Annotated in this window: 24 protein-coding genes; 9 read left to right on the forward strand and 15 right to left on the reverse strand. The window is 64.3% G+C overall.

All coding sequences use genetic code 11. The features are described 5' to 3' along the window. The 3 genes from ptsP to ACFSOZ_RS27895 all read right to left on the reverse strand — a co-directional run bounded on the left by ptsP (window position 1) and on the right by ACFSOZ_RS27895 (window position 4067). Window positions 1-2271, reverse strand: a complete 2271-nt coding sequence (gene ptsP, locus ACFSOZ_RS27885; protein WP_379103287.1) for a phosphoenolpyruvate--protein phosphotransferase — start codon at window positions 2269-2271, stop codon at window positions 1-3. An 83-nt stretch (window positions 2272-2354) separates the two neighbouring features. Further along, window positions 2355-3608, reverse strand: a complete 1254-nt coding sequence (locus ACFSOZ_RS27890) for an aspartate kinase (RefSeq protein ID WP_258607710.1) — start codon at window positions 3606-3608, stop codon at window positions 2355-2357. 183 nt (window positions 3609-3791) lie between these two features. Beyond that, on the reverse strand, window positions 3792-4067 hold the full coding sequence (locus ACFSOZ_RS27895; RefSeq protein WP_379103488.1) for a diguanylate cyclase: 276 nt from the start codon (window positions 4065-4067) through the stop codon (window positions 3792-3794). Between the two features lie 130 nt (window positions 4068-4197). Between ACFSOZ_RS27895 and ubiG the strand changes: the two genes are divergently transcribed. After that, on the forward strand, window positions 4198-4947 hold the full coding sequence (gene ubiG / locus ACFSOZ_RS27900; RefSeq protein WP_111548894.1) for a bifunctional 2-polyprenyl-6-hydroxyphenol methylase/3-demethylubiquinol 3-O-methyltransferase UbiG: 750 nt from the start codon (window positions 4198-4200) through the stop codon (window positions 4945-4947). A 174-nt stretch (window positions 4948-5121) separates the two neighbouring features. On the opposite strand, the gene ACFSOZ_RS27905 is transcribed toward ubiG, so the two are convergent. Together ACFSOZ_RS27905 and ACFSOZ_RS27910 are read right to left on the reverse strand one after the other, a co-directional pair. Beyond that, window positions 5122-5637, reverse strand: coding sequence for a flavin reductase family protein (locus tag ACFSOZ_RS27905; protein ID WP_379103289.1), 516 nt, complete (start codon window positions 5635-5637; stop codon window positions 5122-5124). 192 nt (window positions 5638-5829) lie between these two features. Then, window positions 5830-6720, reverse strand: a complete 891-nt coding sequence (locus tag ACFSOZ_RS27910; protein WP_379103292.1) for a DMT family transporter — start codon at window positions 6718-6720, stop codon at window positions 5830-5832. A 95-nt stretch (window positions 6721-6815) separates the two neighbouring features. Here ACFSOZ_RS27910 and ACFSOZ_RS27915 point away from each other — a divergent pair, with 95 nt between their 5' ends. Continuing rightward, the gene (locus tag ACFSOZ_RS27915) at window positions 6816-7301 is read left to right on the forward strand and encodes a MarR family winged helix-turn-helix transcriptional regulator (RefSeq protein ID WP_379103294.1); all 486 of its coding nucleotides are present in this window, start codon (window positions 6816-6818) and stop codon (window positions 7299-7301) included. A gap of 4 nt (window positions 7302-7305) precedes the next feature. On the opposite strand, the gene ACFSOZ_RS27920 is transcribed toward ACFSOZ_RS27915, so the two are convergent. From ACFSOZ_RS27920 to ACFSOZ_RS27935, 4 genes are read right to left on the reverse strand one after another with little or no spacing between them, the layout of a single operon-like run. Continuing rightward, the gene (locus ACFSOZ_RS27920) at window positions 7306-7731 is read right to left on the reverse strand and encodes a DUF1178 family protein (RefSeq protein WP_379103296.1); all 426 of its coding nucleotides are present in this window, start codon (window positions 7729-7731) and stop codon (window positions 7306-7308) included. Next, window positions 7728-8594, reverse strand: a complete 867-nt coding sequence (locus ACFSOZ_RS27925) for a carbon-nitrogen hydrolase family protein (RefSeq protein ID WP_379103298.1) — start codon at window positions 8592-8594, stop codon at window positions 7728-7730. Before ACFSOZ_RS27925 ends, ACFSOZ_RS27920 begins: the two co-directional genes overlap by 4 nt. A gap of 10 nt (window positions 8595-8604) precedes the next feature. Continuing rightward, a complete protein-coding gene (gene grxC / locus ACFSOZ_RS27930) occupies window positions 8605-8874 on the reverse strand; it encodes a glutaredoxin 3 (protein ID WP_379103300.1) in 270 nt (89 codons plus the stop codon). Between the two features lie 27 nt (window positions 8875-8901). Further along, entirely contained in the window at window positions 8902-9702 is an 801-nt protein-coding gene (locus ACFSOZ_RS27935; RefSeq protein WP_379103302.1) for a ComF family protein, read from the reverse strand. Between the two features lie 76 nt (window positions 9703-9778). Here ACFSOZ_RS27935 and ACFSOZ_RS27940 point away from each other — a divergent pair, with 76 nt between their 5' ends. Then, a complete protein-coding gene (locus ACFSOZ_RS27940; protein ID WP_379103304.1) occupies window positions 9779-10654 on the forward strand; it encodes a class I SAM-dependent methyltransferase in 876 nt (291 codons plus the stop codon). A gap of 24 nt (window positions 10655-10678) precedes the next feature. Here ACFSOZ_RS27940 and ACFSOZ_RS27945 read toward each other — a convergent pair whose 3' ends face one another. From ACFSOZ_RS27945 to argJ, 5 genes are all read right to left on the reverse strand, one after another. Beyond that, on the reverse strand, window positions 10679-10858 hold the full coding sequence (locus tag ACFSOZ_RS27945) for a Flp family type IVb pilin (RefSeq protein ID WP_379024652.1): 180 nt from the start codon (window positions 10856-10858) through the stop codon (window positions 10679-10681). Window positions 10859-10967: 109 nt separating this feature from the next. Continuing rightward, the gene (locus tag ACFSOZ_RS27950) at window positions 10968-11285 is read right to left on the reverse strand and encodes a hypothetical protein (RefSeq protein WP_379103306.1); all 318 of its coding nucleotides are present in this window, start codon (window positions 11283-11285) and stop codon (window positions 10968-10970) included. Between the two features lie 127 nt (window positions 11286-11412). Next, complete coding sequence (locus tag ACFSOZ_RS27955) at window positions 11413-11835, reverse strand: (deoxy)nucleoside triphosphate pyrophosphohydrolase (RefSeq protein ID WP_378983720.1); 423 nt, start codon at window positions 11833-11835, stop codon at window positions 11413-11415. A gap of 8 nt (window positions 11836-11843) precedes the next feature. Next, complete coding sequence (locus ACFSOZ_RS27960) at window positions 11844-12596, reverse strand: GNAT family N-acetyltransferase (protein ID WP_379103491.1); 753 nt, start codon at window positions 12594-12596, stop codon at window positions 11844-11846. A gap of 29 nt (window positions 12597-12625) precedes the next feature. Beyond that, a complete protein-coding gene (gene argJ, locus ACFSOZ_RS27965) occupies window positions 12626-13867 on the reverse strand; it encodes a bifunctional glutamate N-acetyltransferase/amino-acid acetyltransferase ArgJ (RefSeq protein ID WP_379103308.1) in 1242 nt (413 codons plus the stop codon). A 164-nt stretch (window positions 13868-14031) separates the two neighbouring features. Here argJ and ACFSOZ_RS27970 point away from each other — a divergent pair, with 164 nt between their 5' ends. The 3 genes from ACFSOZ_RS27970 (at window position 14032) to ACFSOZ_RS27980 (ending at window position 16531) form a co-directional block, all read left to right on the forward strand. Further along, window positions 14032-15261, forward strand: a complete 1230-nt coding sequence (locus ACFSOZ_RS27970; protein ID WP_379103310.1) for a caspase family protein — start codon at window positions 14032-14034, stop codon at window positions 15259-15261. Window positions 15262-15289: 28 nt separating this feature from the next. Further along, on the forward strand, window positions 15290-15523 hold the full coding sequence (locus ACFSOZ_RS27975) for a hypothetical protein (protein WP_379103312.1): 234 nt from the start codon (window positions 15290-15292) through the stop codon (window positions 15521-15523). 408 nt (window positions 15524-15931) lie between these two features. After that, on the forward strand, window positions 15932-16531 hold the full coding sequence (locus tag ACFSOZ_RS27980; RefSeq protein WP_379103314.1) for a TetR/AcrR family transcriptional regulator: 600 nt from the start codon (window positions 15932-15934) through the stop codon (window positions 16529-16531). Window positions 16532-16607: 76 nt separating this feature from the next. Here the strand turns inward: ACFSOZ_RS27980 and ACFSOZ_RS27985 are convergent, their stop codons facing one another. Then, on the reverse strand, window positions 16608-17528 hold the full coding sequence (locus ACFSOZ_RS27985; protein WP_379103316.1) for a peptidylprolyl isomerase: 921 nt from the start codon (window positions 17526-17528) through the stop codon (window positions 16608-16610). A gap of 263 nt (window positions 17529-17791) precedes the next feature. Between ACFSOZ_RS27985 and secA the strand changes: the two genes are divergently transcribed. The 3 genes from secA to ACFSOZ_RS28000 all read left to right on the forward strand — a co-directional run bounded on the left by secA (window position 17792) and on the right by ACFSOZ_RS28000 (window position 23572). Then, window positions 17792-20524, forward strand: coding sequence for a preprotein translocase subunit SecA (gene secA / locus ACFSOZ_RS27990; RefSeq protein WP_379103318.1), 2733 nt, complete (start codon window positions 17792-17794; stop codon window positions 20522-20524). Window positions 20525-20891: 367 nt separating this feature from the next. Then, a complete protein-coding gene (locus ACFSOZ_RS27995) occupies window positions 20892-22292 on the forward strand; it encodes a lipopolysaccharide biosynthesis protein (RefSeq protein WP_379103320.1) in 1401 nt (466 codons plus the stop codon). Continuing rightward, window positions 22292-23572: a GNAT family N-acetyltransferase gene (locus ACFSOZ_RS28000; RefSeq protein WP_379103322.1), complete on the forward strand. Its 1281-nt coding sequence runs from the start codon at window positions 22292-22294 to the stop codon at window positions 23570-23572. Before ACFSOZ_RS27995 ends, ACFSOZ_RS28000 begins: the two co-directional genes overlap by 1 nt. Window positions 23573-23937: the final 365 nt, after the last annotated feature.

Consider the following 23937-nt stretch of genomic DNA (forward strand, 5'->3'; position numbering starts at 1 on the left):
CTACAATGGAATCGAACGGTCGTCGGCAAAGGCCTGCAGCAAGGCCCGCATCGGCAGCCCCTGCGCCGGCGCCATCAGATTGTCCTCGAAAAACGCCTCCAACTCATCCAGCGGCAGTTCCGTCAGCATCGCCTTGACGGGGCCGATCGAGGCCGGCGACATCGAGATCGAGCGGAAACCAAGACCGATCAGCGCCATCGCCGAGATCGGCTTGCCGGCGAGTTCGCCGCACAAGGTCACCGGCGTGTGGTTGCGGACGCCGGCATCGGCGATCTGCTTCAGGACGCGCAGGAACGGCGCCGACAGCGTATCGAAGCGGTTGGCCAATTGCGTGTTGCCGCGGTCGACGGCCATGACGAACTGGAACAGATCGTTCGAGCCGACCGAGACGAAGTCGACCGCCTTCATCAATTCATCGAGCTGGAACAGAAGCGACGGCACTTCCAGCATGGCGCCCAGCTTGAGGCTGGTCGGCAGGTGATGGGCAAAACGCGACAGGTGCCGCACCTCGCGGTCGATGATCTCGCGCGCCTGGGCGATCTCGCCGAGCTCGGTGACCATCGGCAGCATCAGCTTCAATTCACGCCCGCCGCAGGCCTTGAGCAAAGCGCGGATCTGGGTGCGCAGCAGCCCCGGCCGATCAAGCGTCAGGCGGATCGCCCGCCAGCCAAGCGCCGGGTTCTCTTCCTGGATCGCACCCTTGAAATAGGGCAGCACCTTGTCGCCGCCGATATCGATGGTGCGGAAGGTGACCGGCTTGCCGCGCGCCGCCTCGAGCACGTCGCGATAGAGCTTTTCCTGAGCCTCGGCGCGGGGAAACGTCGAGGCGACCATGAACTGCAATTCGGTGCGGAACAGGCCGATGCCGGCCGCGCCCGCCTCGGCAAGCTGCGGCAGGTCGACGGCAAGACCGGCATTCATCAACAAATCGACCTGGACTCCGTCCCTGGTCATCGACGGCTTCTTGCGCAGCTCTCGGTAGACCTCTTGCCGGCGCGCCCGGAAACGCACCTTTTCGGCATAGGCGGCCTCAAGGTCGGGCTGCGGCCGCAAATGGATCACGCCTTCTTCGCCGTCGACGATGATGGCATCGCCGTTTTCCGCCATGGAAACGGCGCCCTTCATCTGGCCCGCGACGGGAATGCCCATGGCGCGCGCGACGATGACGACGTGGCTGGTGGCGGCACCGTCTTCGAGCACGAGCCCGCGCATCTTGTCGCGGGGATAGTCGAGCAGCTCGGCCGCACCCATCGAGCGGGCGACGATGATGGCGTCCTTCGGCAGCGATGCGGCGACATCTTCCGGCCCGCGCCCCATCAGCTGGCGCAGCAGCCGGTTAGCCAGGTCGTCGAAATCGCTCATCCGCTCGCGCAGATAGGGATCGGTCATGTGCAGCATGCGGGCGCGCATGTCGCTCTGCACCTTTTCCACTGCGGCTTCGGCCGTCAGGCCGTTGCGGATCGCCTCTTCCAGCCGGCGCACCCAGCCGCGGTCGTTGGCGAACATGCGATAGGCTTCCAGAACCTGGCGATGCTCGCCCTCGAAGGCGACGTCGCGGCGCTCCAGCATGTCGTCGATGGAGAGCCGGAGCGAGCCGAGCGAGGTCTCGAGCCGGCGGACCTCTTCCTCGCTGTCCTCGTTGAACAGATTGGTGACGACGATGCGCGGCTCGTGCAGCACGACATGGCCAAGCCCGACGCCGTCGTTGAAGGACAGGCCGGTAAAACTGACAGGGCGGCGCAGATCGAGTTCGAGGCCGGGACGAGTCAGCCGCGCCAGATCGCCGGTGGCGATCATCTCGGCGATGACCATAGCCGTGGTTTCCAGCGCCTCGACCTCGTCGTCACGGTAGTGGCGCATAGTCTTGTTCTGCACCACCAGCACGCCGAGCGTGCGCCCTGCCCGCAGCACCGGCACGCCGAGGAAGGAGTTGTAGATCTCTTCCCCGGTCTCCGGCAGGTAGGCGAAGGCCGGGTGTTCCTGGGCGTTGGAAAGGTTGAGCGGCCGCGCGCTTGCGGCAATCGTGCCGACAAGGCCTTGCCCCAGCCGCAGCTGCGCCAGGTGGACGGCGTTCGGGTTCAAACCTTCGGTGGCGTAGAGTTCGAGCACCGAATCGGCGCGCAGCACGTAGAGCGAGCAGACTTCGGCGACCATGTTGGAGGCGATGTCGCGCACGATCCGGTCGAGCCGCTCCTGCGGCTCCAGCGGCTCCTGCATGAGCTCGCGGAGCCGTTTCAGCAAAACGCGCGGGCCACTGGCCTGATCACGCATCGCGGCTTCTTCTCCAATGGGCATTTTGCCCGCCGCAGTTTCCACTGCGACCGGCGCACACGCAACAACTCAAATCGTTCTCGCTACTGCTTATCCAGACCGTAGACGGAATGCAAAGTACGAACCGCAAGTTCGGTGTACGGACCGTCGATCAGGATCGAAATCTTGATCTCGGAGGTCGTGATGGCGCGAATGTTGATCGACTTGTCGGCCAGCGCCTTGAAAGCGGTGGCGGCGACGCCGGCATGGCTCCTCATGCCTATGCCGATGACCGAAACCTTCGACATGCCGGCTTCCGATTGCACGACATCGTAGCCGATCGAGGCTTTCAGGCGCTCGAGCACGGCCAGCGCCTTGTCGACATCGCCCGACGGCACGGTGAAGGTCATGTCGGTGAACTTGCCGTCCTCGGAAATGTTCTGGACGATCATGTCGACATTGATGTTGGCCTCGGCCAGCGGCCCGAAGATGCCGGCGGCGACACCCGGCCGGTCGCCGACACGGCGCAGCGAAATCTGCGCTTCGTCCTTGGCATAGGCAATTCCGGTGACGACCTGCTGTTCCACGATCTCTTCCTCGTCGCAAATGAGCGTTCCGGGCGGATTGAGCAAATCCCCCATTCCGGGCGCATCGGGATCGTCGAAGGACGACCGCACGAAGGTACGCACCCTGTGCACCATGGCAAGCTCGACCGAACGCACCTGCAGAACCTTGGCGCCGAGCGAAGCCATTTCAAGCATTTCCTCGAACGAGATCTTGGCCAGCCGCCGCGCCTTGGGCTCGATGCGCGGATCGGTGGTGTAGACCCCGTCGACGTCGGTGTAGATGTCGCAACGATCGGCCTTGACCGCCGCGGCGATGGCCACCGCACTGGTATCGGAGCCGCCGCGGCCGAGCGTGGCGATGCGATTGTCCGGGCCGATGCCCTGGAAGCCGGCGACCACCGCCACCTGGCCTTCGCCAAAACGCTTGATCAGGAAGGCACCATCGATATCGAGGATGCGTGCCGCGCCATGCGCGTTGTCGGTCTTGATCGGGATCTGCCAGCCCTGCCAGGAACGGGCATGTACGCCCATGTTCTGCAAGGTGATTGCCAGAAGGCCAGCGGTGACCTGTTCGCCGGAAGCGACGACCGCGTCATATTCGCGCGCGTCATGCATCGGCGAGGCTTCGCGCGTCCAGCCGACCAGCTCATTGGTCTTCCCGGCCATCGCCGAAACCACGACAGCGACCTCATGGCCGGCGTCGACCTCGCGTTTGACGTGACGCGCCACGTTGCGGATGCGGGCGATGTCGGCGACGGAGGTTCCGCCGAATTTCATCACGATGCGCGCCATGGAAGCGAAATGCCTTTGACTGAAGCCGGACCCCAACCCAAAAGCGGAATCCCGAAAAGCGGAAGGCCGGCTGACGCCGGCCGCTGAATGCGCGGCCTCCTTAGCCAAATGATGAAGCTTTCGCAAGGCTGGCTATGACTGGAGGTCCCGATCTGGCTGCGCTGCGACAGCGGGACGCCGACCTCAAGCCACGCTTTTGCTGGGCCTGGCCTGTTGCCGCTCGGCATGGGCCTTGCCCAGTCCGACGACGACGCGGTCACGCCCGTCCGCCTTTGCCTGATAGAGCGCGCGATCCGCGGCGTTGACGATCTCCGCCCATGAGGCGCCAAGCTCGGGAAAGGCAGCCACCCCGAATGACGCGGTGATGGTGCCAAGCGTGCGGCCGCGATGGGCGAGATGAAGCTGCTTGATCGCCTTTCGCAGCGCCTCGGCACGCTCGGCGCCGCCCGCCAGGCCAATTGTGTTTCACCGCTGTACTCGGCAACTGACATGCCCTGACAGAATGCATCGCCCTGTCAGCAGCGGAAAATTGTTGCCTTGACATTCGCTGCCTCACGCCCGACTTCCTAGCGTTCGAGGAGACCAACCGATGCCAGAGCCCCGACGATCGACGATCGATGCCGGAGAAGTCGAACGCTTTTCCGCTCTTGCCGCCGAATGGTGGAACCCGAACGGCAAGTTCCGTCCGCTGCACAAGTTCAACCCGGTCCGGCTCTCCTATATCCGCGACCAGATAGCGACGCGTTTCGGCCGTGACCCGCGTGCGGCTCGGCCTTTCGAGGGCCTGCGCATCCTCGACATCGGCTGCGGCGGTGGCCTTTTGTGCGAGCCGATGGCGCGGCTTGGCGCCGAGGTGGTGGGGGCGGATGCCTCCGAGACAAACATCGAAGTGGCGAAGCTGCACGCGGCCGAGGGCAATGTCAGCGTCGACTATCGCGCCACGACGGCCGAGGATCTGGCCGACGCCGGTGAGAAATTCGACGTCATCCTCAACATGGAAGTGGTCGAGCATGTCGCCGACATCGACCTGTTCGTCGCCAAATGCGGCGAGATGGTTCGGCCCGGCGGCATCATGTTCGTGGCCACCATCAACCGCACGCTGAAGGCCCTGGGACTGGCCATCATCGGCGCTGAATATGTGCTGCGCTGGCTGCCGCGCGGCACCCACCAGTTCGGCAAGCTGGTGCGCCCGGAAGAGCTCGAAAAGGCGCTTGGCGGCGCCGGCCTGAGCATCATCGACCGCACCGGCGTCACCTACAATCCGCTTGCCGACCGCTGGGCGCGCTCCAAGGACATGGACGTCAACTACATGGTGCTGGCGGAAAAGGGCTCGGTCTGAGCCACGACCGCACTTTCCTGAAATTTGCTCCCGGGTGTGTTGAGATTCAGGTTAGGCCGAGTCGAAAACGATGGGTTCCGAGAACCGGAGCGGAGCGTACTTTTGGGTACGTGAGCACCGAAAGCGCAGGAAGCTACCGTTTGCAGGCCGGCATTACCTGAATATCAACACATCCTACGCGTCGAGTGGCCGATAGCCGCCACGCCAATAGATCAGCGCCTGGCCGGCGTCGCGGGTGCGCACGGCCTCGACCGAACCGATGACGATGGAATGCGTGCCGCGATCGATCATCTCGTCGAGGCTGCAGTCGAAGGCGGCTACCGCGTCCGAAAGCAATGACGCTCCGGTCTTCAGCGTCATCCATTCGGCGCCCTCGTAGCGGTCCTTGCCCTTGATACCGCCAAAGCCGGAGAACCGCTCGGCCACACGCTGATGCTGGGGCCCGAGCGAATTGACGCCGAAATGCCGGTAGCGCTCGATCAGCGGCCAGGTCGACGACGACCGGTTGACGCAGGCGATCACCTTGGGCGGCTCGGCCGACAGCGAGACGACCGAAATGACCACCAGGCCGGAGCGATCCTCGCCGACGCCGGCGGTGATGACGCTGACATTGCCGACGATCAGCCGCATCGCGGCTCGAAAATCGGCGACATCGACAGGAGTTCCCTCCGGAACCTTTGATTCAGTCATGGCTGGCTCCCGGAGCGGGGTTTCGAAAACGGCAACGGCTTTCCGAAAAGATCATGCTCGAACAAGAAGATAAAGATAATCCAGCTACAAATTCAGGTGAAATCCGCTCCGGACCGACGACCGACATCCAAGGGTATCTCATGCCCAAGACGGGAACCCGGCGGTGAGAACACGGATTGAAGGCCGGAGCCCCTACGGCTTCTGGCTTTGTGCCCTGGTGGTGATGAACACGCCGGCGGTGATGATGACCGCGCCCGCCCAGGTCAGCAGCCGATAGTGTTCGCCGAGGAAGACCGTACCGGCAAATAGCCCGACCGCCGCCGCCACATAGCCGATCTGGCTGAGATAGACCGGGCCGCCGACCGCCTGCAGCCGGAAGAAGAAGGCGAACATCGCCGACGCCGACGCAGCCTGCGCGACGACGATCAGCGGCACGCCGCCGAGCGGAGCGAAAGCCCTATCGCCGAACAGAGCGAGAATGCCGACCAACAGCATCGCCGCCGACGCCAGGTGGCTGCCGACGGCGAGCTCGATCGGGCCGGTGCCTTCCGGCCAGTCGACCGTGCGGTAGATGTTGCCGGCGGCAAGGCTGACCGGGATGAGCAGCCCCATCACCACCCAGAACAAATCGGCCGGCTGGCCGGCCTCGCCGCGTGTGATTGCCACCATGACAGCGCCGACGAAGCCGACGGCGATGCCGACAATGCCCAGCATGTTGGGACGCCGGACACGCAGCAGGATCGAGAACACCAGCGTGATGACAGGCGACAGCGTGAACATGATGCCGGTGTAGCCGGCGCCGAGGTGCGGGATGGCCGAGAACATCAGGAGATTGGGGACGGCATAGGACACCGCCGCGGTGACGAAGAAATAGCGCAATTTGTGCGCAGTGAGCCGGACGCGCTGACCGCGCAGCAGCAAGGAGCACAGCAGCACGCCGCCGGCGCCGAACGAGATGACGAAGGCCCAGACCATGGCCGGCACGCCGGTCGCGGTGGCGAGCTTGCCGAACGGCAGAGTCAGGCCGAGCAGGCCGCCGGTGACGACCAGCAGGCCGAGCGCCGAATCCCAGACAAATTTCATGATCGAGCCTTGTCGCGCGCGCCCTTGGCCGGCATTGCATCTTGAGGTAAAATAATGGAAAGATTCTTAACGTCAAGATATTTAACGGTGAGACAGTGGATCGGGCAGCAAGGGCTATCGAGCAATGGAAGCGGGAGCGTCCGGATCTGGATGTCTCGCCGATGGCCGTGCTCGGGCGGCTGAACGAGGCCTCTTCGCTGATCGCCCGCGAGCGCCTCGCTCCGCTCTTTGCCCGTTATGGATTGCAGTCCGGCGAATTCGATGTGCTGGCAACACTGCGCCGCTCGGGATCACCCTACGCGTTGACGCCGACGGCCCTCTACGAAGCGACGATGGTGACGTCGGGCGCCATGACCAACCGGCTCGACCGGCTCGAAACGTCCGGATTGATCCTGCGCGGGCCGCACCCCAACGATCGGCGCGGGATCGTCGTGCGGCTGACCGAAAAGGGCCTCGCACTGATCGACGAGGCTGTCAGCGCCCACGTCGCCAACGAGCACGAAATCCTCGCCAGCCTGACGCCGGCGGAACGGGAAACGCTGTCTCGCCTGCTTGAGAAATTGATCGGCAGCGTGAGCTAACCGCTTAGTTGCGGTCGTCCGGAAACACCGGGATCGGCATGAACTCGACGCCGTCCTCGGCTAGGCTCTTGGCCTCTTCCAGTGTCGCTTCGCCGTAGATGCCGCGCGCATCGCTTTCGCCGAAATGGATTTTGCGCGCTTCCTCGGCGAACTTGTCGCCGACATAGTCAGCTTTCTCCCGCACCTTCTCGGCCATAGCCTTTAGCTGTGCCAGGGCCTGCTTCTGCGCCTCGCCCATGGCAAGCGCTATCGTTTCCTGCTTGCGCGCCGTGGACACGGCCGGCGCCATCAGGGCTTTCTGCACCTTGTGCGAGCCACAGGTCGGACAGTCGACGAAGCCGCGCTTCTTCTGGATGTCGAAATCGTCGTTGCTACGAAACCAGCCCTCGAATTCGTGCTCATGCTCGCAAATCAGGGCAAATCGGATCAAGAGGCCGCACCCCTGAGACGCGGCGCATCGCCCACGCCGGCATTGACGGCGAAATCCCGCGCATTTTTGAGATTGGGGATCTTCTTGCGCGCCGCGGCCGACTGCGCCGGATCGATCTCGGCGACGATCACCGCCGGCTCGTCATGCGCGGCTTCCGCGATGATGTGGCCCCACGGGTCGACGATCAGCGAATGGCCATAGGTCTCGCGGCCGTCCTCATGCAGGCCGCCTTGCGCCGCGGCAACAACATAGGCGCCGTTCTCGATGGCGCGGGCCCTGAGCAGCACATGCCAGTGCGCCTCACCCGTCTGACGGGTGAAGGCGGCGGGCACGGAAAGCAGGTCTGCGCCGGCCAGCGCCTCGGCTCGGAAGAGCTGTGGAAAGCGCAGATCGTAGCAAACGGCAAAGCCGAGCCTTGCACCCTCGATCTCGGTGACGACAGCCTCGGTACCTGGTTCATAGGCGGCGGATTCGCGCCAGGACTCGCCATTGTCGAGATCGACGTCGAACATGTGGATCTTGTCGTAGGTGGCAAGCGTGGCGCCGTCCGGGCCGAACAGCAGCGCCCGGTTGGCGAGCTTGCCGTCGGCGCGCAGGATGGCGGTCGAGCCGATATGCAGGAAGACGCCGAGTTCGCTCGCCAGTCTGTGCGCGGTCGCGACGACGATATCCTTGTCTTCCGAGGTGAAGGAAGCGGCGCGCGCTTCCTTGTCGCGGATCAGCGCCCCGGTCATTTCCGGCGTCTGGATATAGGTCGCACCTTGGGCCGCCGCCTCACGCACCAGCCGTTCGAGATCGACCGCGTTGCGCTCGGGGCTTTCGCCTGAACGCATCTGGATCGCAGCCGCCTTGAAAACACCCATGGTCATATCCTCAAATTGTCGCGCCGTTGGCGAGCAGCTTGTCCAGCCGGCCTTCGGCCTCCAGTTCATGGAGGTCGTCGCAGCCGCCGACATGCGTGTCACCGATGAAAATCTGCGGAAAGGTCGAGCGGCCATGGGCGCGGGAAATCATCTCCTGGCGCAGTTCGGGCGAGAAGGAGGCGTCGTGCTCGGTAAAGGCGACGCCCTTGCTCTCGAGCAGCCGCTTGGCTGCCTTGCAATAGCCGCACATCATGCGCGTGTAGATCGTGACATCGACCATGACGAATTTCCGCTGTTCGTTGCCGACTTATATAGTCGCGGACTCGTCCGCCCGAAAGTCCCCCGGCAACACACGGGCGAAAGTCAGCACGTCGACGGCCCCGGCGCCACCTCTTTTCAACGCCTTGGTCGCGGCACGGACGGTGGCGCCGGTGGTGTAGACATCATCGATCAAAAGCACCCTGCGGCCGGCGATCTCGATTTCCGCCTCAGCGGGCACCCGAAAGGCGGCCCGGACATTCTCTTCGCGTTCCTGCCTCTCCAGCCCGACCTGCTGGCGGGTGAGTTTCACGCGCCGCACCGCCGAGGGTGCGAATGGCAATTCGCTGAGCACCGAGACCGCCCTTGCCAGTTCCGCCGACTGGTTGAAGCGCCGCCTGAAAAACCGCCGCCAGTGCAGCGGCACCGGCACCACCACATCCGCCTCGGCGATGAGATCGGCGCCGGCACGCACCATCCAGCGCGCCATCCATGGCGCGAGATCCGTGCGATCCTGGTATTTCAGCCCTTGCACCATCTGGCGGGCGACGCCGGAATAGGCGACGGCCGCCCGCGCCCGCTCGAAGGGTGGCGGATCGGCGATCGCCTCGGCGGACAGAAAGCCCTCGCCCATATGGTGGGTGAACGGCGTGTCCATCACCGGGCACCATGGCCGCTCCAGGAGCCGCAGCTTCGTCCAGCAGGCGCCACACAGAACGCCGGGCTGCGAGACATGCCGGCGGCAACCGGCGCAGACCGGCGGAAACAAAATGCGCGCCGGCCAGCCGAGGGCCGATCGGGCCAGGCTCTTGATCTCGATGGGCTTGATCTTGGGCATCGGATCGGCCACGTGGTTGGTCCTGCGCCCCACTATATCAACTAATGTCCAACGATGTCAGAGCGTGGACAAACAAGGATCTGCCCTGTTGCAGCCGATAATGGATACCTCTCTCTGGTTGGCGCGCAAGCGGCGCGCGCTTGCCCATCCGGTTGACGGCGCCGACTTCCTCATGCGCCGCACGGCCGAGGACCTTGCCGACCGGCTGGGCGCCGTCGAGCGCCGGTTCGGCACGGCTGCGGTGCTCTTTTGCCAGACGCCGGCGGCAGCCGAAATGCTCGCCGAGAGCGGCAAGGTCGCGGACACTGTCCGCGTCGAGATGGACACGGCTTTTCTGATTGGCGGCGGCACCGGCTTGATTGCACCGTTCGAAACCGTGCCGTTCGAACCGGAAAGTCTCGACCTGGCGGTCTCGCTTCTGTCACTGCAGGCGATGAACGACATTCCCGGCATGTTGATCCAGATCCGCCGGGCGCTGCGGCCCGACGGACTTTTCCTCGGCGCCTTTGCCGGCGCCGGCACGCTTTTCGAGCTGCGCGAAAGCCTGCTTGCGGCCGAGACCGAGCTTTACGGCGGCGCCAGCCCGCGTGTCGTTCCGTTCACCGATGTGCGCGATGCCGGCGCGCTTCTCCAGCGTGCCGGTCTCGCTTTGCCGGTCGCCGACGTCGAGACGGTGACGGTGCGCTACGCCAATCTGTTCGGCCTGATGGCGGATCTGCGGGCCATGGGCGAAACCAGCGCGCTCACCGATCGCAGCCGGCGGCCCGGGTCACGCAAGCTGTTTGCCCGTGCGGCGGAAATCTACGCCGAGCGGTTTTCCGACCCCGACGGCCGCGTCAGGGCAAGTTTCTCGATTGTCTGGATGTCCGGCTGGGCGCCCGACGCCTCGCAGCAAAAACCGTTGAAGCCGGGTTCGGCCAAGGTCTCGCTGAAGACGGTATTGGAAGCTCCCGACGGGCAATGATCCGGTCAGGCGCGGACCGCCAGGTCAGGGTGCGAAGGCGTTCGCAAGCCTGCTGCCGTTGTCGCTGAACAGCCAGGTGATCGAGTTGAAGACCTGACTGATGCCGCCGACGATGGTCAGCGACAGAACAGCGACGATCAGGCCATACTCAACGGCCGTGGCGCCGGTCTCGTCCTTCAGAAATCGCAGCAGCACTGCTTTCATGACCTCAATCCCTCTTGCCAGGACCTTACCGCCGATCTGTTAAGAAAGGTTAACGGCAAAGGCTTAACAGGCGGTGAAACCGCAGCCTTCCCGAAGTCTCTTAACCATGTCAGCAGTCGCCGCTGCTTCTGCCGTTGGAACGGATGATGCAGACCGAACTGGGCTGCGGCTGCAACACGCTGCGACGCAGCGTATAGGTCTCGCGATGGCTGATCGTGCCGGTGGCCGTCATGTCGAGCCCGCCGGCAAGATCATCGCGGGCCGATACCGAGCGCGTCTGGCTATCGAGGAAAGGTGTCGCGATCAGCGCCAGCGCCACTGCGGTCGAACCGAACAAAAGCGTGATGCGCAATATGCCCATGCCCGCGTCGGCGGCGCGAAAGCTGCGCTCGGGCCGGATCGAGTCCCAATCCCTGTCTAGGCTCATGCTATCGCTCCCCAGCGAATCGGCGGCGCGGCCGCGAAACGACCTTGCTTCAATTTTTCATGACGAGATAAATCTTCCATTAACGCTGGCTGACACGAAGCCTCGACCGGCAGCCGCGCGGGCGCCTTCAGAGAAGATCGATGAGGAACGGGATCAGCGGCGCATCGGCCGGCGGCATCGGATAGTCGCGCATCTGCTTTGGCCGCACCCATTTCAGCGCCTGCCCTTCCCTGGGCTGGGCAATGCCGCGGAAGCGGCGGCAGATGAACAGCGGCATCAGCAGGTGGAAATCGTCGTAGGAATGACTGGCGAAGGTGAGCGGCGCCAGGCAGGGAATGTCGGTTTCGATGCCGATTTCCTCATGCAATTCGCGAATGATGCATTGTTCCGGCGTTTCGCCGGGCTCGACCTTGCCGCCGGGAAATTCCCACAGGCCGGCAAGTTGCTTGCCCTCGGGCCGCTGTGCCAGCAGCACCCTGCCATCGGCATCGACCAGCGCGCAGGCGGCGACCAGGAGCAGGCGCTTGCCGGCGATCGTCACATCACTCATGCCCAACTTCACCCATGAACAGGCGGCCGGCGATAGTGATAGCGATAGACTTCGTCGAAGCCGAGCGAGCGATACAGCGCCAGCGCCGGCACATTGCCGGCCTCGACCTGCAGCCAGGCTTCGCGGGCACCACGCAGGCGCGCCCATTTCAGCGCCGAGAGGATCAGGTTGCGGCCGTGGCCCTTGTTGCGCGCCGACTTGTCGGTGGCGATCTCGAACAGTCCGGCCAGGTCGCCGTCGTGGACGCAGATCAGCGTCGCCAGCGGTTCGGCCCCCTCTTCGAGCGCGAACAACCCGGCTTCGGGCTGGATGGCGCCGATGATCTCCGACAGGCCGGGCCGCAGCGAAACGTCCGAACCGCTGACCTTGAGCGACGCGCCGATGAAGCGGCTGATGTCCTTCAGCGGGATCTGGTCCATGGCGGCGTCGAGTTGCGCGTCGCCCAGCGGCAGCCGCATCACCAGCGATTCGTCGAAACGGCTCCAGCCCTCGCGGTCGAGATGGCCGGCGAGATCGGGACCAGACAGCGGCGACATGCGGAACGTCAGCGGCCTGCCATAGGCATCGAAACGGCGGCTGGCGCGGCCGATACGGTCGGCAATGTGCTGGGTGTCGCCGGGATCGAGCGGATTGACCGAGTTCAGCCGCTTGGCCGGATGGCCGGCGGTCAGCCGCACCACCCAGGTGCCGTCATAGTGGACGGCCGCTGCCGGCCAGGCGCGAAAGCCGGCCGCCTCGTAGCGGCGCACGATCGCGAGCATGCTTGCCGGATGCTTGGAAGCCAAAACCATCAGCTCCGATAATCGCCATTGATGGCGACGTATTCCTTGGTGAGATCGCAGGTCCACACCGTTGCCTTGCCGCGGCCGATGCCGATATCGGCGCGGATGCGGATGTCGTCGCGCTTCATGTAGGCCGACGTCGCTGCCTCGGAATAGCCGGGGTCGCGCTCGCCCTCATGCGCCAGTCGGTTGTCGCCGAACCAGATCGACAGCCGGTCGCGGTCGGCGGGTTCGCCGGCCTTGCCGACGGCCATGACGACGCGGCCCCAATTGGCGTCCTCGCCGGCGACCGCCGTCTTGACCAGCGGCGAATTGGCGATCGACAGCGCGATGCGCTTGGCCGACCGCGCCGATTTGGCGCCGGTGACGGTGACTTCGACCTGCTTGCGGGCGCCCTCGCCGTCGCGCACCACTTGTAGCGCCAGCGATTTCAGCACCTTGCCGAGCGCCCGGCGGAACGCACCGAGGCGGGCATCCTTCGGGTCGGTTATCCCAGGCGCGCCACGGCTGGCGGCCTTGCCGGTGGCGAAGATTAGCAGCGTGTCGCTGGTCGAGGTGTCGCTGTCGACGGTGACTGCGTTGAAGGTCTTGGCTGTGCCGCGCGACAACAGGTCCTGCAGCACGGGGGCCGCAATCGGCGCATCGGTGGCGATGAAGGAGAGCATCGTTGCCATGTCGGGCGCGATCATGCCGGCGCCCTTGGAAATGCCGTTGATGGTGACATCGGTGTCGCCGAGCTTGACGGTCGCAGTCGCCACTTTCGGATAGGTATCCGTGGTCATGATCGCCTTTGCCGCTTCGGTCCACAGGTCAGGCTTGCCGTTGCTGACCAGCCCGGCCAGCAGATGGCTGAACTTGCCGGTATCGAGCGGCTCGCCGATGACGCCGGTCGAGGCCAGGAAAACCTCGCTTGCCTTGCATCCGGCCGCCTTCGCCGCCGCCTCGCCCGTCAGTGCGGTGGACTCACGGCCCTTCTTGCCGGTGAAGGCGTTGGCGTTGCCGGAATTGACGACCAGCACCCGCGCCTTGCCGGCGCCGAGATTCTGCCGGCAGAAATCGACCGGCGCCGAGGGGCACTTCGATTTCGTGAACACGCCGGCGACCGCGGTGCCTTCATCGAACACCATGGTCAGCAGGTCGGTCCGGTTCTTGTACTTTATCCCCGCCTCTGCGGTGGCAATGCGCACCCCCTCGATGGCAGGCATCTTGGGGTATTTCTTCGGCGCGAGCGGCGAAATCGTCGTGGACATGGGACCTCGGGCGGGAAAAATCGCAAGGGAAGGCCGGTTTGCCCGATACGACGCGCGGGCGCAAGGGCGTTTTCGCTCCCGCCAGGGGCGGAAACCCAATCGGAATTAAGCCTGCATTTCAAATCTGTTGGCGTCGCCGCGGCCTCTAGCGTTATGATCTTCCCATGGGCAGGCTGGCGATCCTCGCATGGGCATTTCTGGGACTTTTGCTGCTGAGCGCCGATGCGCAGCCGCAACGGCGGGTGGCGCTTGTCATCGGCAACGGCACCTATGCCGAAGCCGGCACGCTGGCCAATCCGGTCAACGACGCGCTCGACATCGCCGACAAGCTGCGCTCCATCGGTTTCGAGGTCATCGAAGGCAATGATCTCGGCAAGCGCGAGCTCGAACGCAGCATCGGCGAGTTCTCCGATGCGCTCGAAGCCGCCGGCGTCGGGCTTTTCTACTATGCCGGCCACGGCCTTCAGGTCGAGGGGCGCAATTACATCGTTCCCGTCGACGCCAGGCTCGACATGCCGGTCAAGCTGCAACTCGAGGCCGTGCCGATCGACGAAGTCCTCGACATCATGGAACAGCAGACCAAGGTCAGCCTTGTGTTTCTCGACGCCTGCCGCAACAACCCATTTGCCCGGAGTCTCAGCCGCACCGCCACCACCCGCTCGGCGACGGCGCTGGCCGGGCTGGCGCAGTTCGATTCGACGCGCGGCTCTTTCATCGCCTTCTCGACCGCGCCAGGTGCCGTCGCCATGGACGGAAGCGGGCGCAACTCGCCCTTCGCCGAGGCTCTGCTGCGGCACATCGCCGAACCCGGCCAGAGCATCAACGACATGATGATCGCGGTGCGCCGCGACGTGGTTTCGCAAACGCGCGAGGCCCAACGCCCCTGGGAGCAAGGCTCGCTGCTTGAGCGCTTCGAGTTTGTCTCGGACGGACAACCCGCCCAGCCGCAGAAGCCGGCCGCGGCTCCGGCACCCCCCACGGAAGTTGCAGCACTTGAACGATCCGTCGGTGACGACAAGGGGTCGATCGAGAAATTCCTGCGCCAGGACTATTTGACACCGGACACCAAGGTGATGAGCGAGACCGTCAAGCGGCTCTACGGCTCCTCCGCCACCATTTTCGGCACCCGCTACGACACCGATGCCATCGTCAGGGTCAAGGCCGACTGGTTCGCGCAGTGGGCCTCCTGGTCGCTCGGCCTGGAGCCGGGCAGCCTGGAAGTCACACCGCATGGCGAGGATCGCGCCGAGGCCGTCTTTGCGATGCGCTATGACTACGTGCCGAAGGACAAGTCGGCGGCGCGCCTGACCGGTAAGGCGCGTGTCACGCTTGGCCTGGTCAAGGCGGACGGCGGCTGGCGCATCGAGTCCGAGACATCGCAAGCGCTGCAATAGACATCGGCGCAAAGCATGGAGCAGTTGTGTGGCACTCGGAGATCGCTACGAGGTTGAATCGCTGAGGCTAAGGCCCGAGGATTCCAGTCGCGACTTAGCCTTGATCGAAGCCGTCTCCTCTCTGGGAGTTCAGGGCACTGTTTTCCACCTGATAGAAGAAGTGCCGGACCAATATGATGACGAATATGTCGTTCTTGTCGATGCAAAAATCGTGGTCCAATTTGAAATGAAGCGGGTGGCTAGAGCTTTCCAGAGGGAGTAAAACTACTGGTTCCTAGCGGAATATCAACGCGAGATAGGACAGGGGCGAGCAAGAATCCTGCTGGACCGGGCCGCCGATGCCGCGCGTTCGATTATTTCAAACTGAGACACTGCCGCCGGGTCGCGTTTCATGTCGATAGGAATTTTTTCTTGACCCGGTGAGGGCAGCTATGCTACATGTTTGTCCATGGTGCTGACTTGCGCCAGTGACCCGCCGAACAGGCGGGTTTTTCGCTTTTTGATGCTTCTTCAACCACGCGCGGGCGAAGGCTCAGAAGGAAACCCGTTAACCCGGATTCGTTTCCCTGCCGCCATTATCGCCTGCTTCCAGAACCTTGAAAACGGGCCGTTTCGTTTGATCGCCGGGTCACGTATATTGCCGGCGAAATTGTTGGCGAGGACGACAGGAATGGCCGAAGACGCCGATCCGGCACGCAAATCGATCGGCGCGCGGCGCAATCCCGACAGCGCCGATGCCATTCTCGAAGCCGCCGAGGCCGTGCTGGTCGAAGCCGGTTATGCCGGTTTCTCGATCGAGGCGGTGGCGCGCCGCGCCCGCGCCGGCAAACCAACCATCTACCGCTGGTGGCCGAGCAAGGCCGCATTGCTGCTCGAGGTCTACCAGCGCCAGAAACGCGTCGATGTTCCCGATACCGGGCGACTGGAGGAGGATCTCGTCGGCTTCCTGAAAAACCTGTTCACCCACTGGCGCGAGACATCGTCTGGCAGCGTGTTCCGGTCGCTGATCGCCGAGGCGCAGTCGGATGATGCGGCGTCTGCGGCACTTGCCGACTATGCGCTGGGCCGACGGTCCCATACCGGCCAGATGGTCGAACGCGCCAGGGCAAGGGGCGAAATCGCCGCCGACATCGATTCAGCGCTGGTCGCCGACCTGATCGCCTCCTTCGCCTGGAGGCATCTGTTGACCAACCGGCTCGACGAGGACGAAGCGACGATACGCAAGGCAGTCAACTACGTGATGCGAGGCATAGCGGTGCCCGGAAAGTAAATCGGCTGCCGCCAGCCGATAAAAAAAGGCACGGCAACCCCTGGCTGCCGCGCCCCTTTCGAAAATTCTTTCAGGCTTACTTGGCGCTTTCCAGCGTTTCGACCGCCTTCTTCAGGTTCGCATCGGGAATCTCGACCTTGGCGCCGGCGCGCAGCGACTTGACCAGCGCAAAATACTTGTCGCGGATGACCGCCTGCTTGGCCTGGTCCTTGACGTCGTCGAAGGCCGGCGGCTGCTTGGTGCGCTTGTCCTCGAGCTTGATGACATGCCAGCCGAACTGCGACTGTACCGGCTGCTCGGTGTATTTGCCGACCTGAAGCGCGAAGGCTGCCTTGTCGAACTCCGGCACCATCTGGCCAGGTCCGAACCAGCCGAGATCGCCGCCACTGGTCTTGCCTGAGGGATCGCTGGTGTGTTCGTTGGCGAGCTTCTGGAAGTCGGCACCGCCGTCGAGCTGCTTGATGATGGCCTCGGCCTCTTCCTTCGTCTTCACGAGGATGTGACGGGCATGCACCTCGTTGACCGGCGGCGTGTTGGCGATTTCCTGGTCGTAGCGGGCGCGAACCTCGGCGTCGGTGACCTTGTCGACAACGCCCTTCTCGACCATCTCGCCATGCAGCGCGCGCTGCTGCAGGAAGGCCATGCGGCGCTGGAAGTCGGGATCCTTGTCGAGGCCGGTGGTGACCGCCTGGGCGGCCATGACGCGGATTTCGATGGCCGCCGAAAGGGCCGCGGCGCGGCGCTGCTCGGCCGGCAGCTGGGCGAACTGCTGCGACAGCTCACCTTCGGCGAGCACAAGGTCGGCTTCGGTCAAGGCCTGGCCGTTGACCGTGGCGATCACGGTATTCGGATCGACCGGCGCCGCGGCAGGTGCTGCTGCGTCCGCCGGAGCGGCGGGAGCGGTCTGTTGCGCCATCAGCGGCGACAGCGAAAGGGCCGACAAGCCGAAGGCCAGACCAAGGCTGGCGAGCGACGCGCGGCGGAACAACAAGGACATGAAGATGACTCCGGTAAGGGATTATGAGGGCGGGGAGGTTCCAGATCAGCCGGATTGTGGCGGAATTTGGCGCGACCGGCAGGGCCAGCGCGGCGTTGACATCAGTTGAGCCCCCTCTTATCTGTCCAACGACTTTGCGTCCAGAACCGTTTTCCGGGCGCTTTTTGTGTTTGCCCGTATTCAGGCGGTGCGTTCACGTGGATTTGATGGGGCCGGCCGGCGCCCATCTCAAAGATTGAGAATTCTATCGAAAGGACCATTGGATGGTCAGTCTCGGCGGTCTCGCCCGTAAGGTTTTCGGTTCCTCCAACGACCGTCGGGTCAAATCGACCCGGCCTCGTGTCGAGGCGATCAACGCCATGGAAAACGAGATGCGGGCGCTCTCCGACGAGGAGTTGGTCGGCCGCACCGCGAAATTCCGCCAGGACATCGCCAATGGCGCCACGCTCGACGACCTTCTGGTACCAGCCTTTGCCACCGCCCGCGAGGCGGCACGCCGCGTGCTCGGCATGCGCCCCTTCGACGTCCAGCTGATCGGCGGCATGGTGTTGCACAATGGCGGCATCGCCGAGATGCGCACCGGTGAGGGCAAGACCCTGGTCGCGACGCTGCCGGTCTATCTCAACGCGCTCGCCGGCAACGGCGTCCACGTCGTCACCGTCAACGACTATCTCGCCACCCGCGACTCCGAATGGATGGGTCGCGTCTACAAGTTTCTCGGCCTCACGGTCGGCGTCATCGTCCACGGCCTGTCCGACGAGGAGCGCCACACCGCCTACGCCGCCGATGTCACCTATGCCACCAACAACGAACTCGGCTTCGACTATCTGCGCGACAACATGAAGTACGAGCGCGCCCAGATGGTGCAGCGCGGTCACAATTACGCGATCGTCGACGAAGTCGATTCCATCCTGGTCGACGAGGCGCGCACGCCGCTGATCATTTCCGGTCCGCTCGAGGACCGCTCGGAAATGTACAACACCATCGACACCTTCATCATCCAGCTGCAGCCGCAGGATTATGAGATCGACGAGAAGCAGAAGACCTCGATCTTCACCGAGGAAGGCACCGAGAAGCTGGAGAACCTGCTGCGCGATGCCGGCCTGCTCAAGGGCGAGTCGCTCTACGACGTCGAGAACGTCGCCATCGTCCACCATGTCAACAACGCGCTGAAGGCGCACCGGCTGTTCCAGAAGGACAAGGACTATATCGTCCGCAACGGCGAGATCGTCATCATCGACGAATTCACCGGCCGCATGATGCCCGGCCGCCGCTATTCGGAAGGCCTGCACCAGGCGCTCGAGGCCAAGGAGCATGTGGCGATCCAGCCGGAGAACCAGACGCTCGCCTCCGTCACCTTCCAGAACTATTTCCGCCTCTACAAGAAGCTTTCCGGCATGACCGGCACCGCGCTGACCGAGGCCGAGGAATTCGGCAACATCTACAATCTCGACGTCACCGAGATCCCGACCAATTTGCCGGTCATCCGCAAGGATGAGGACGACGAGGTCTACCGCACGGTCGAGGAGAAATACAAGGCGATCGTCAGGGAGATCCGCGAAGCCAGCGCCAAGGGCCAGCCGACGCTGGTCGGCACCACCTCCATTGAAAAGTCCGAGCAGCTGGCCGACCGCCTGCGCAAGGAAGGCTTCAAGGATTTCGAGGTGCTGAACGCCCGCCACCACGAGCGCGAGGCGGCGATCGTCGCCCAGGCCGGCAAGCCGGGCGTCATCACCATCGCCACCAACATGGCCGGCCGCGGCACCGACATCCAGCTCGGCGGCAATGCCGAGATGCGCATCGCCGACGAGTTGGGCGACATGCCGGAAGGTCCCGAGCGCGAAGCCATGGAAAAGGCGATCCGCGACGACGTCGAGCGTCTGAAGGAAAAGGCGTTGGCCGCCGGCGGCCTCTACGTGCTCGCCACCGAACGCCACGAATCGCGCCGCATCGACAACCAGCTCAGAGGCCGTTCAGGCCGCCAGGGCGATCCCGGCCGCTCGAAATTCTTCCTGTCGCTGCAGGATGATCTGATGCGCATCTTCGGCTCCGAGCGCATGGACGGCATGCTGCAGAAGCTCGGCCTCAAGGAAGACGAGGCGATCATCCATCCGTGGATCAACAAGGCGCTGGAAAAGGCGCAGAAGAAGGTCGAGGCGCGCAACTTCGACATCCGCAAGAACCTGCTGAAATATGACGACGTCTCCAACGACCAGCGCAAGGTGGTGTTCGAGCAGCGCATCGAGCTGATGGATGGCGAGGGCCTGACCGAGATCATCGCCGAGATGCGCGAGGGCGTCATCGACGAGATCGTCGCCAAGGCCATTCCTGAAAACGCCTATGCCGAGCAGTGGGATGTTGCCGGGCTGAAAGCCGAGGTCGCCGAATTCCTCAATCTCGACCTGCCGGTCGACGACTGGGCCAAGGAAGAGGGCATCGCCGAGGACGACATCCGCGAGCGCATCACGCAGGCCGCCGACGCCGCCGCCAAAGAGCGTTCCGAGCGCTTCGGCCCCGAGGTGATGACCTATGTCGAGCGCTCGGTGGTGCTGCAGACGCTCGACCATCTGTGGCGCGAGCACATCGTCAATCTCGACCATCTGCGTTCGGTCGTCGGCTTCCGCGGCTACGCCCAACGCGATCCGCTGCAGGAATACAAGGGCGAGGCGTTCGAACTGTTCCAGGCGATGCTGGGCAATCTGCGCCAGGCCGTCACCGCGCAGCTGATGCGCGTCGAACTGGTCCGCCAGGCCGCCGAAGCACCGCCGCCCGAAGCGCCCGACATGTTCGGCACCCATATCGACGGCACCACCGGCGAGAATGATTTCGAAGGTGGCGAGACGGCGCTGCTGGTCCGCCCCGAGACGACCGCGATCGTCGCTCCCGAGAACCGCGACCCCAACAACCCGGCTAGCTGGGGCAAGATCGGCCGCAACGAGGCCTGCCCCTGCGGCTCCGGCAAGAAGTACAAGCACTGCCACGGCGCATTCGCGTAAGCACGCTCTCTTCCTTCTCCCCGTTAACGGGGAGAAGGTGGCCCGCAGGGCCGGATGAGGGGCGGCGCGGATCTTCGCGATTAGCCGATCTCTCCGCCTGGGGCGGTGTGCCGCCGCGCCTGACCCGCTAGGCCGCCTCCCCGCGAAATATAATCTCTTCGATCTCGCCGTCGACCTGCATGGCGAACCGCTCCCGCCGGCCAGGGGCCCGTTGCCTCCGGCAACTCCCCGGCGTTCGCTCGCCATTCGTCATGCCACCGGCATGGCGAATGCGCGTGCCGCGCACCGGCGGCTCACCCAACCGTTTCTTAATGTGTTTTCGATACACCAAAGCCTGAAAAGAGGCGGAAAACGGAGAGTAATCGGGGTGCGCTTTTCCGCGGCCACGACAGCCGGGCGGTTCTTGCCGCAGCGTTTGGCGCTGCGCATGAGACCGTTGCTTGGCCTCATCGACGCCGTGCTGTTCACCGCCGACGAGCGCGGCGAAGCCGGCCGCATGTCGGTCATCGCCTTCTCCATCCGCATCGTCAGCGCCGTCATCGCCTTCGTCAGCCAGGTGCTGATGGCGCGCTGGATGGGCTCGTTCGAATACGGCATTTTCGTCCTCGTCTGGGTGACGATGGTCATCGTAGGCAACCTCGCCTGCCTCGGCTTCCACACCTCGGTGATCCGTTTCATTCCCGAATACCGCGAACGCAACATGCTGGCCGAACTGCGCGGCATCGTGCTGACCAGCCGGCTGTTCGTGCTGATCGCCTCCACGCTCATCGCCGGAGTGGGCGCACTCGGCGTCTGGCTGGCAGCACCCTGGATCGAGAACTACTACGTGATACCGTTCATCCTCGGCGTCATCTGCCTGCCGATGATTGCCATGTCCGACCTTCTGTCCGGGCTGGCACGCGCCAACAGCTGGGCGTTGTTTGCCCTGTCGCCGACCTATCTGGTGCGGCCGGTGCTGATCCTGCTGTTCATGGCGCTGATGCTGCTGGCCGGCTATGCGCCCGATGCGAGGACCGCGATCTTCGCGTCGATCGCCGCCACCTACGTTACCACGCTCGGTCAGCTCATCGGTGTCACCCAGCGCATGGAAAAGCAGATTCCGGCCGGGCCGATCAAGGTGCATTTCGCTCGGTGGTTCATCGTGTCGCTGCCGATCTTCCTGGTCGAAAGCTTCTTCTTCCTGCTCACCAACGCCGACGTGCTGATGGTCGGCGCCTATATGGATCCTAACGACGTCGCCGTCTATTTCGCCACCGTGAAGACGCTGGCCCTGGTGCATTTCGTCTACTTCGCCGTCAAGGCCGGCGTTGCCCAGCGCTATGCTCAGTTCACCCATGGCGAGCCGCACAGGCTCGCCGCCTTCGCCCGCGAGACGGTGTCGTGGACGTTCTGGCCGTCGCTGCTGATGGCGCTGCTGGTGCTGGCGCTGGGCGAACCTATGCTGGTGCTGTTCGGCCCCGAGTTCGCATCCGGCTATCCGCTGCTGTTCCTGCTCGTCTTCGGCGTCGTGGCCCGCGCCGCCGTCGGTCCGTGCGAGAGCCTGTTGACGATGAGCGGCAACCAGAACATCTGCGCCGCCGTCTATGCCATGACGCTGGCCTTCAACATCGGCCTCAACGTGGTGCTGATCCCGCTTTTCGGCCTGTGGGGCGCGGCGATGGCCACCGCCTTCGCGATGATCTTCGAAGCCTGCGCGCTGTCCTTCACGGTCTGGCGCAAGCTCGGCATCGTCATGCTGATCTTCGTGCCTGCCAAAGGAGCCGCGTGATGGCTGCCGTCCCGTTGCTTGAGGAAACCAGCGGTGGCACGGCCGGCGCCATGGTGTCCGGCCTCGCCGGGCTGACCCGCGACGAGGATCCCGCCCATATCGAAATCCTCGCCAACAACCGGCCCGAGCGCAAACTCGCCATCTACCCGGCATCGGCCGGCTTCGACCTGGTCGAGGAACTGGACTATCTCTGCACCCGCACGGTCGAGCCGAACGTGTTCTTCAACCCGCGTTTCCTGGCGCCGGCCATGCCCCGGCTGGAGGATCGCGAGGTGCGGCTGGCGGTAATTCGCGACGGCGACGAATACCGCAACCGGTTGCGGCTTCTGGTGCCGTTCTCGGTGGAACGGCCGGGGATACCGCTCGGCGTGCCGGTCATGCGCACCTGGTCGAGCCCGTTTGGTCCGCTCGGCACGCCGCTGGTCGACCGCGACGACCCGGTCGGCGTCGTCGAGGATTTCTTCTCGATGCTGTCGCGCCCGCACCTCAAGCTGCCGAAAGTCTTCGTCCTGCCCGACATCCGGCTCGATGGCCCGCTGGCGAGCCTGCTTGCCACCGTGGCCGAGACGCGCGGCCTGATGCTGGTCACCACCGGCCAGACCCAGCGCCCGGCGCTGGACAGCGAAGCCGACGGGGACGAGTATCTGAAGGCCTCGCTGCGCTCGCACCATTACCGCGAGTTCCGCCGCCTGAAGCGGCGCCTCGGCGACCTCGGCAAACTCGAGCATGTGGTGGCGCGCGGGCCTGAAGACATCCGCCATGCGATCGAGAGCTTCCTGACGCTGGAAGCGGCCGGCTGGAAAGGCCGCGAGCGCACCGCCATGGCGATCGACCGCTACCGCGCTGCCTTCGCCCGCGAAGCCGTGCACCGGCTGGCCGAACAGGACATGTGCCGCATCCATTCGCTGACGCTCGACGGCCGCACCATTGCCTGCCTGATCGTCTTCGTCGAAGCCGGCGTCGCCTATACCTGGAAGACGGCCTATGACGAGGCGCTGGCCGCCTATTCGCCGGGCACGCTGCTGATGATCGAGGTGACCAGGCAGCATCTCGACGATCCCAACATCATGATGACCGATTCCTGCGCCATGCCCGACCATCCGGTGATGAGCCGGCTATGGACCGAGCGCAGGCCGATGGGCACGCTGGTGATCGGGCTGACGCCGGACGCCGACCGCCTCACCCGTCAGGCCGCCTCGCAACTGCACCTCTACCGCGAGACCCGCAACATGGCCCGCCTGCTGCGCCTCCGGATGAAGAGCTTGCTGGGACGGCGGTAAGGGCCGGTCCCAAACCATGGATTGGCTGCGGGAGATGAAAGTTTGGTGCCATTGGGAAAGCGATGCGGACGGCGGCAGCGCTCTCGCCAAGGCTTCCGCGATCACACCATAGGCTAACGCGATCACGCAGTTCACAATATAGCTACAAGTGGTCGATTCCTTAGGGATGTAGCCGCTCCAAAGGCCCGCCGCAGGTCGCTCCCGTGGCGGGCTTTTCATCGATCAGGGATTAGGGTTTCCGGCTCGGAGAGCCAGGCACCGTTGGCGCCTGGCGCACTCAGCCCCCCAAACCGTACCGGCGTTCCCCCCGATGAGAGCCTCTCCAGCGCGCCTTTCTGCCGGCTGCTATCCTAAATCGGAGAAGT

The organism is Mesorhizobium newzealandense, assembly GCF_042682145.1.
In the GTDB taxonomy this organism is placed as follows: domain Bacteria; phylum Pseudomonadota; class Alphaproteobacteria; order Rhizobiales; family Rhizobiaceae; genus Mesorhizobium; species Mesorhizobium newzealandense.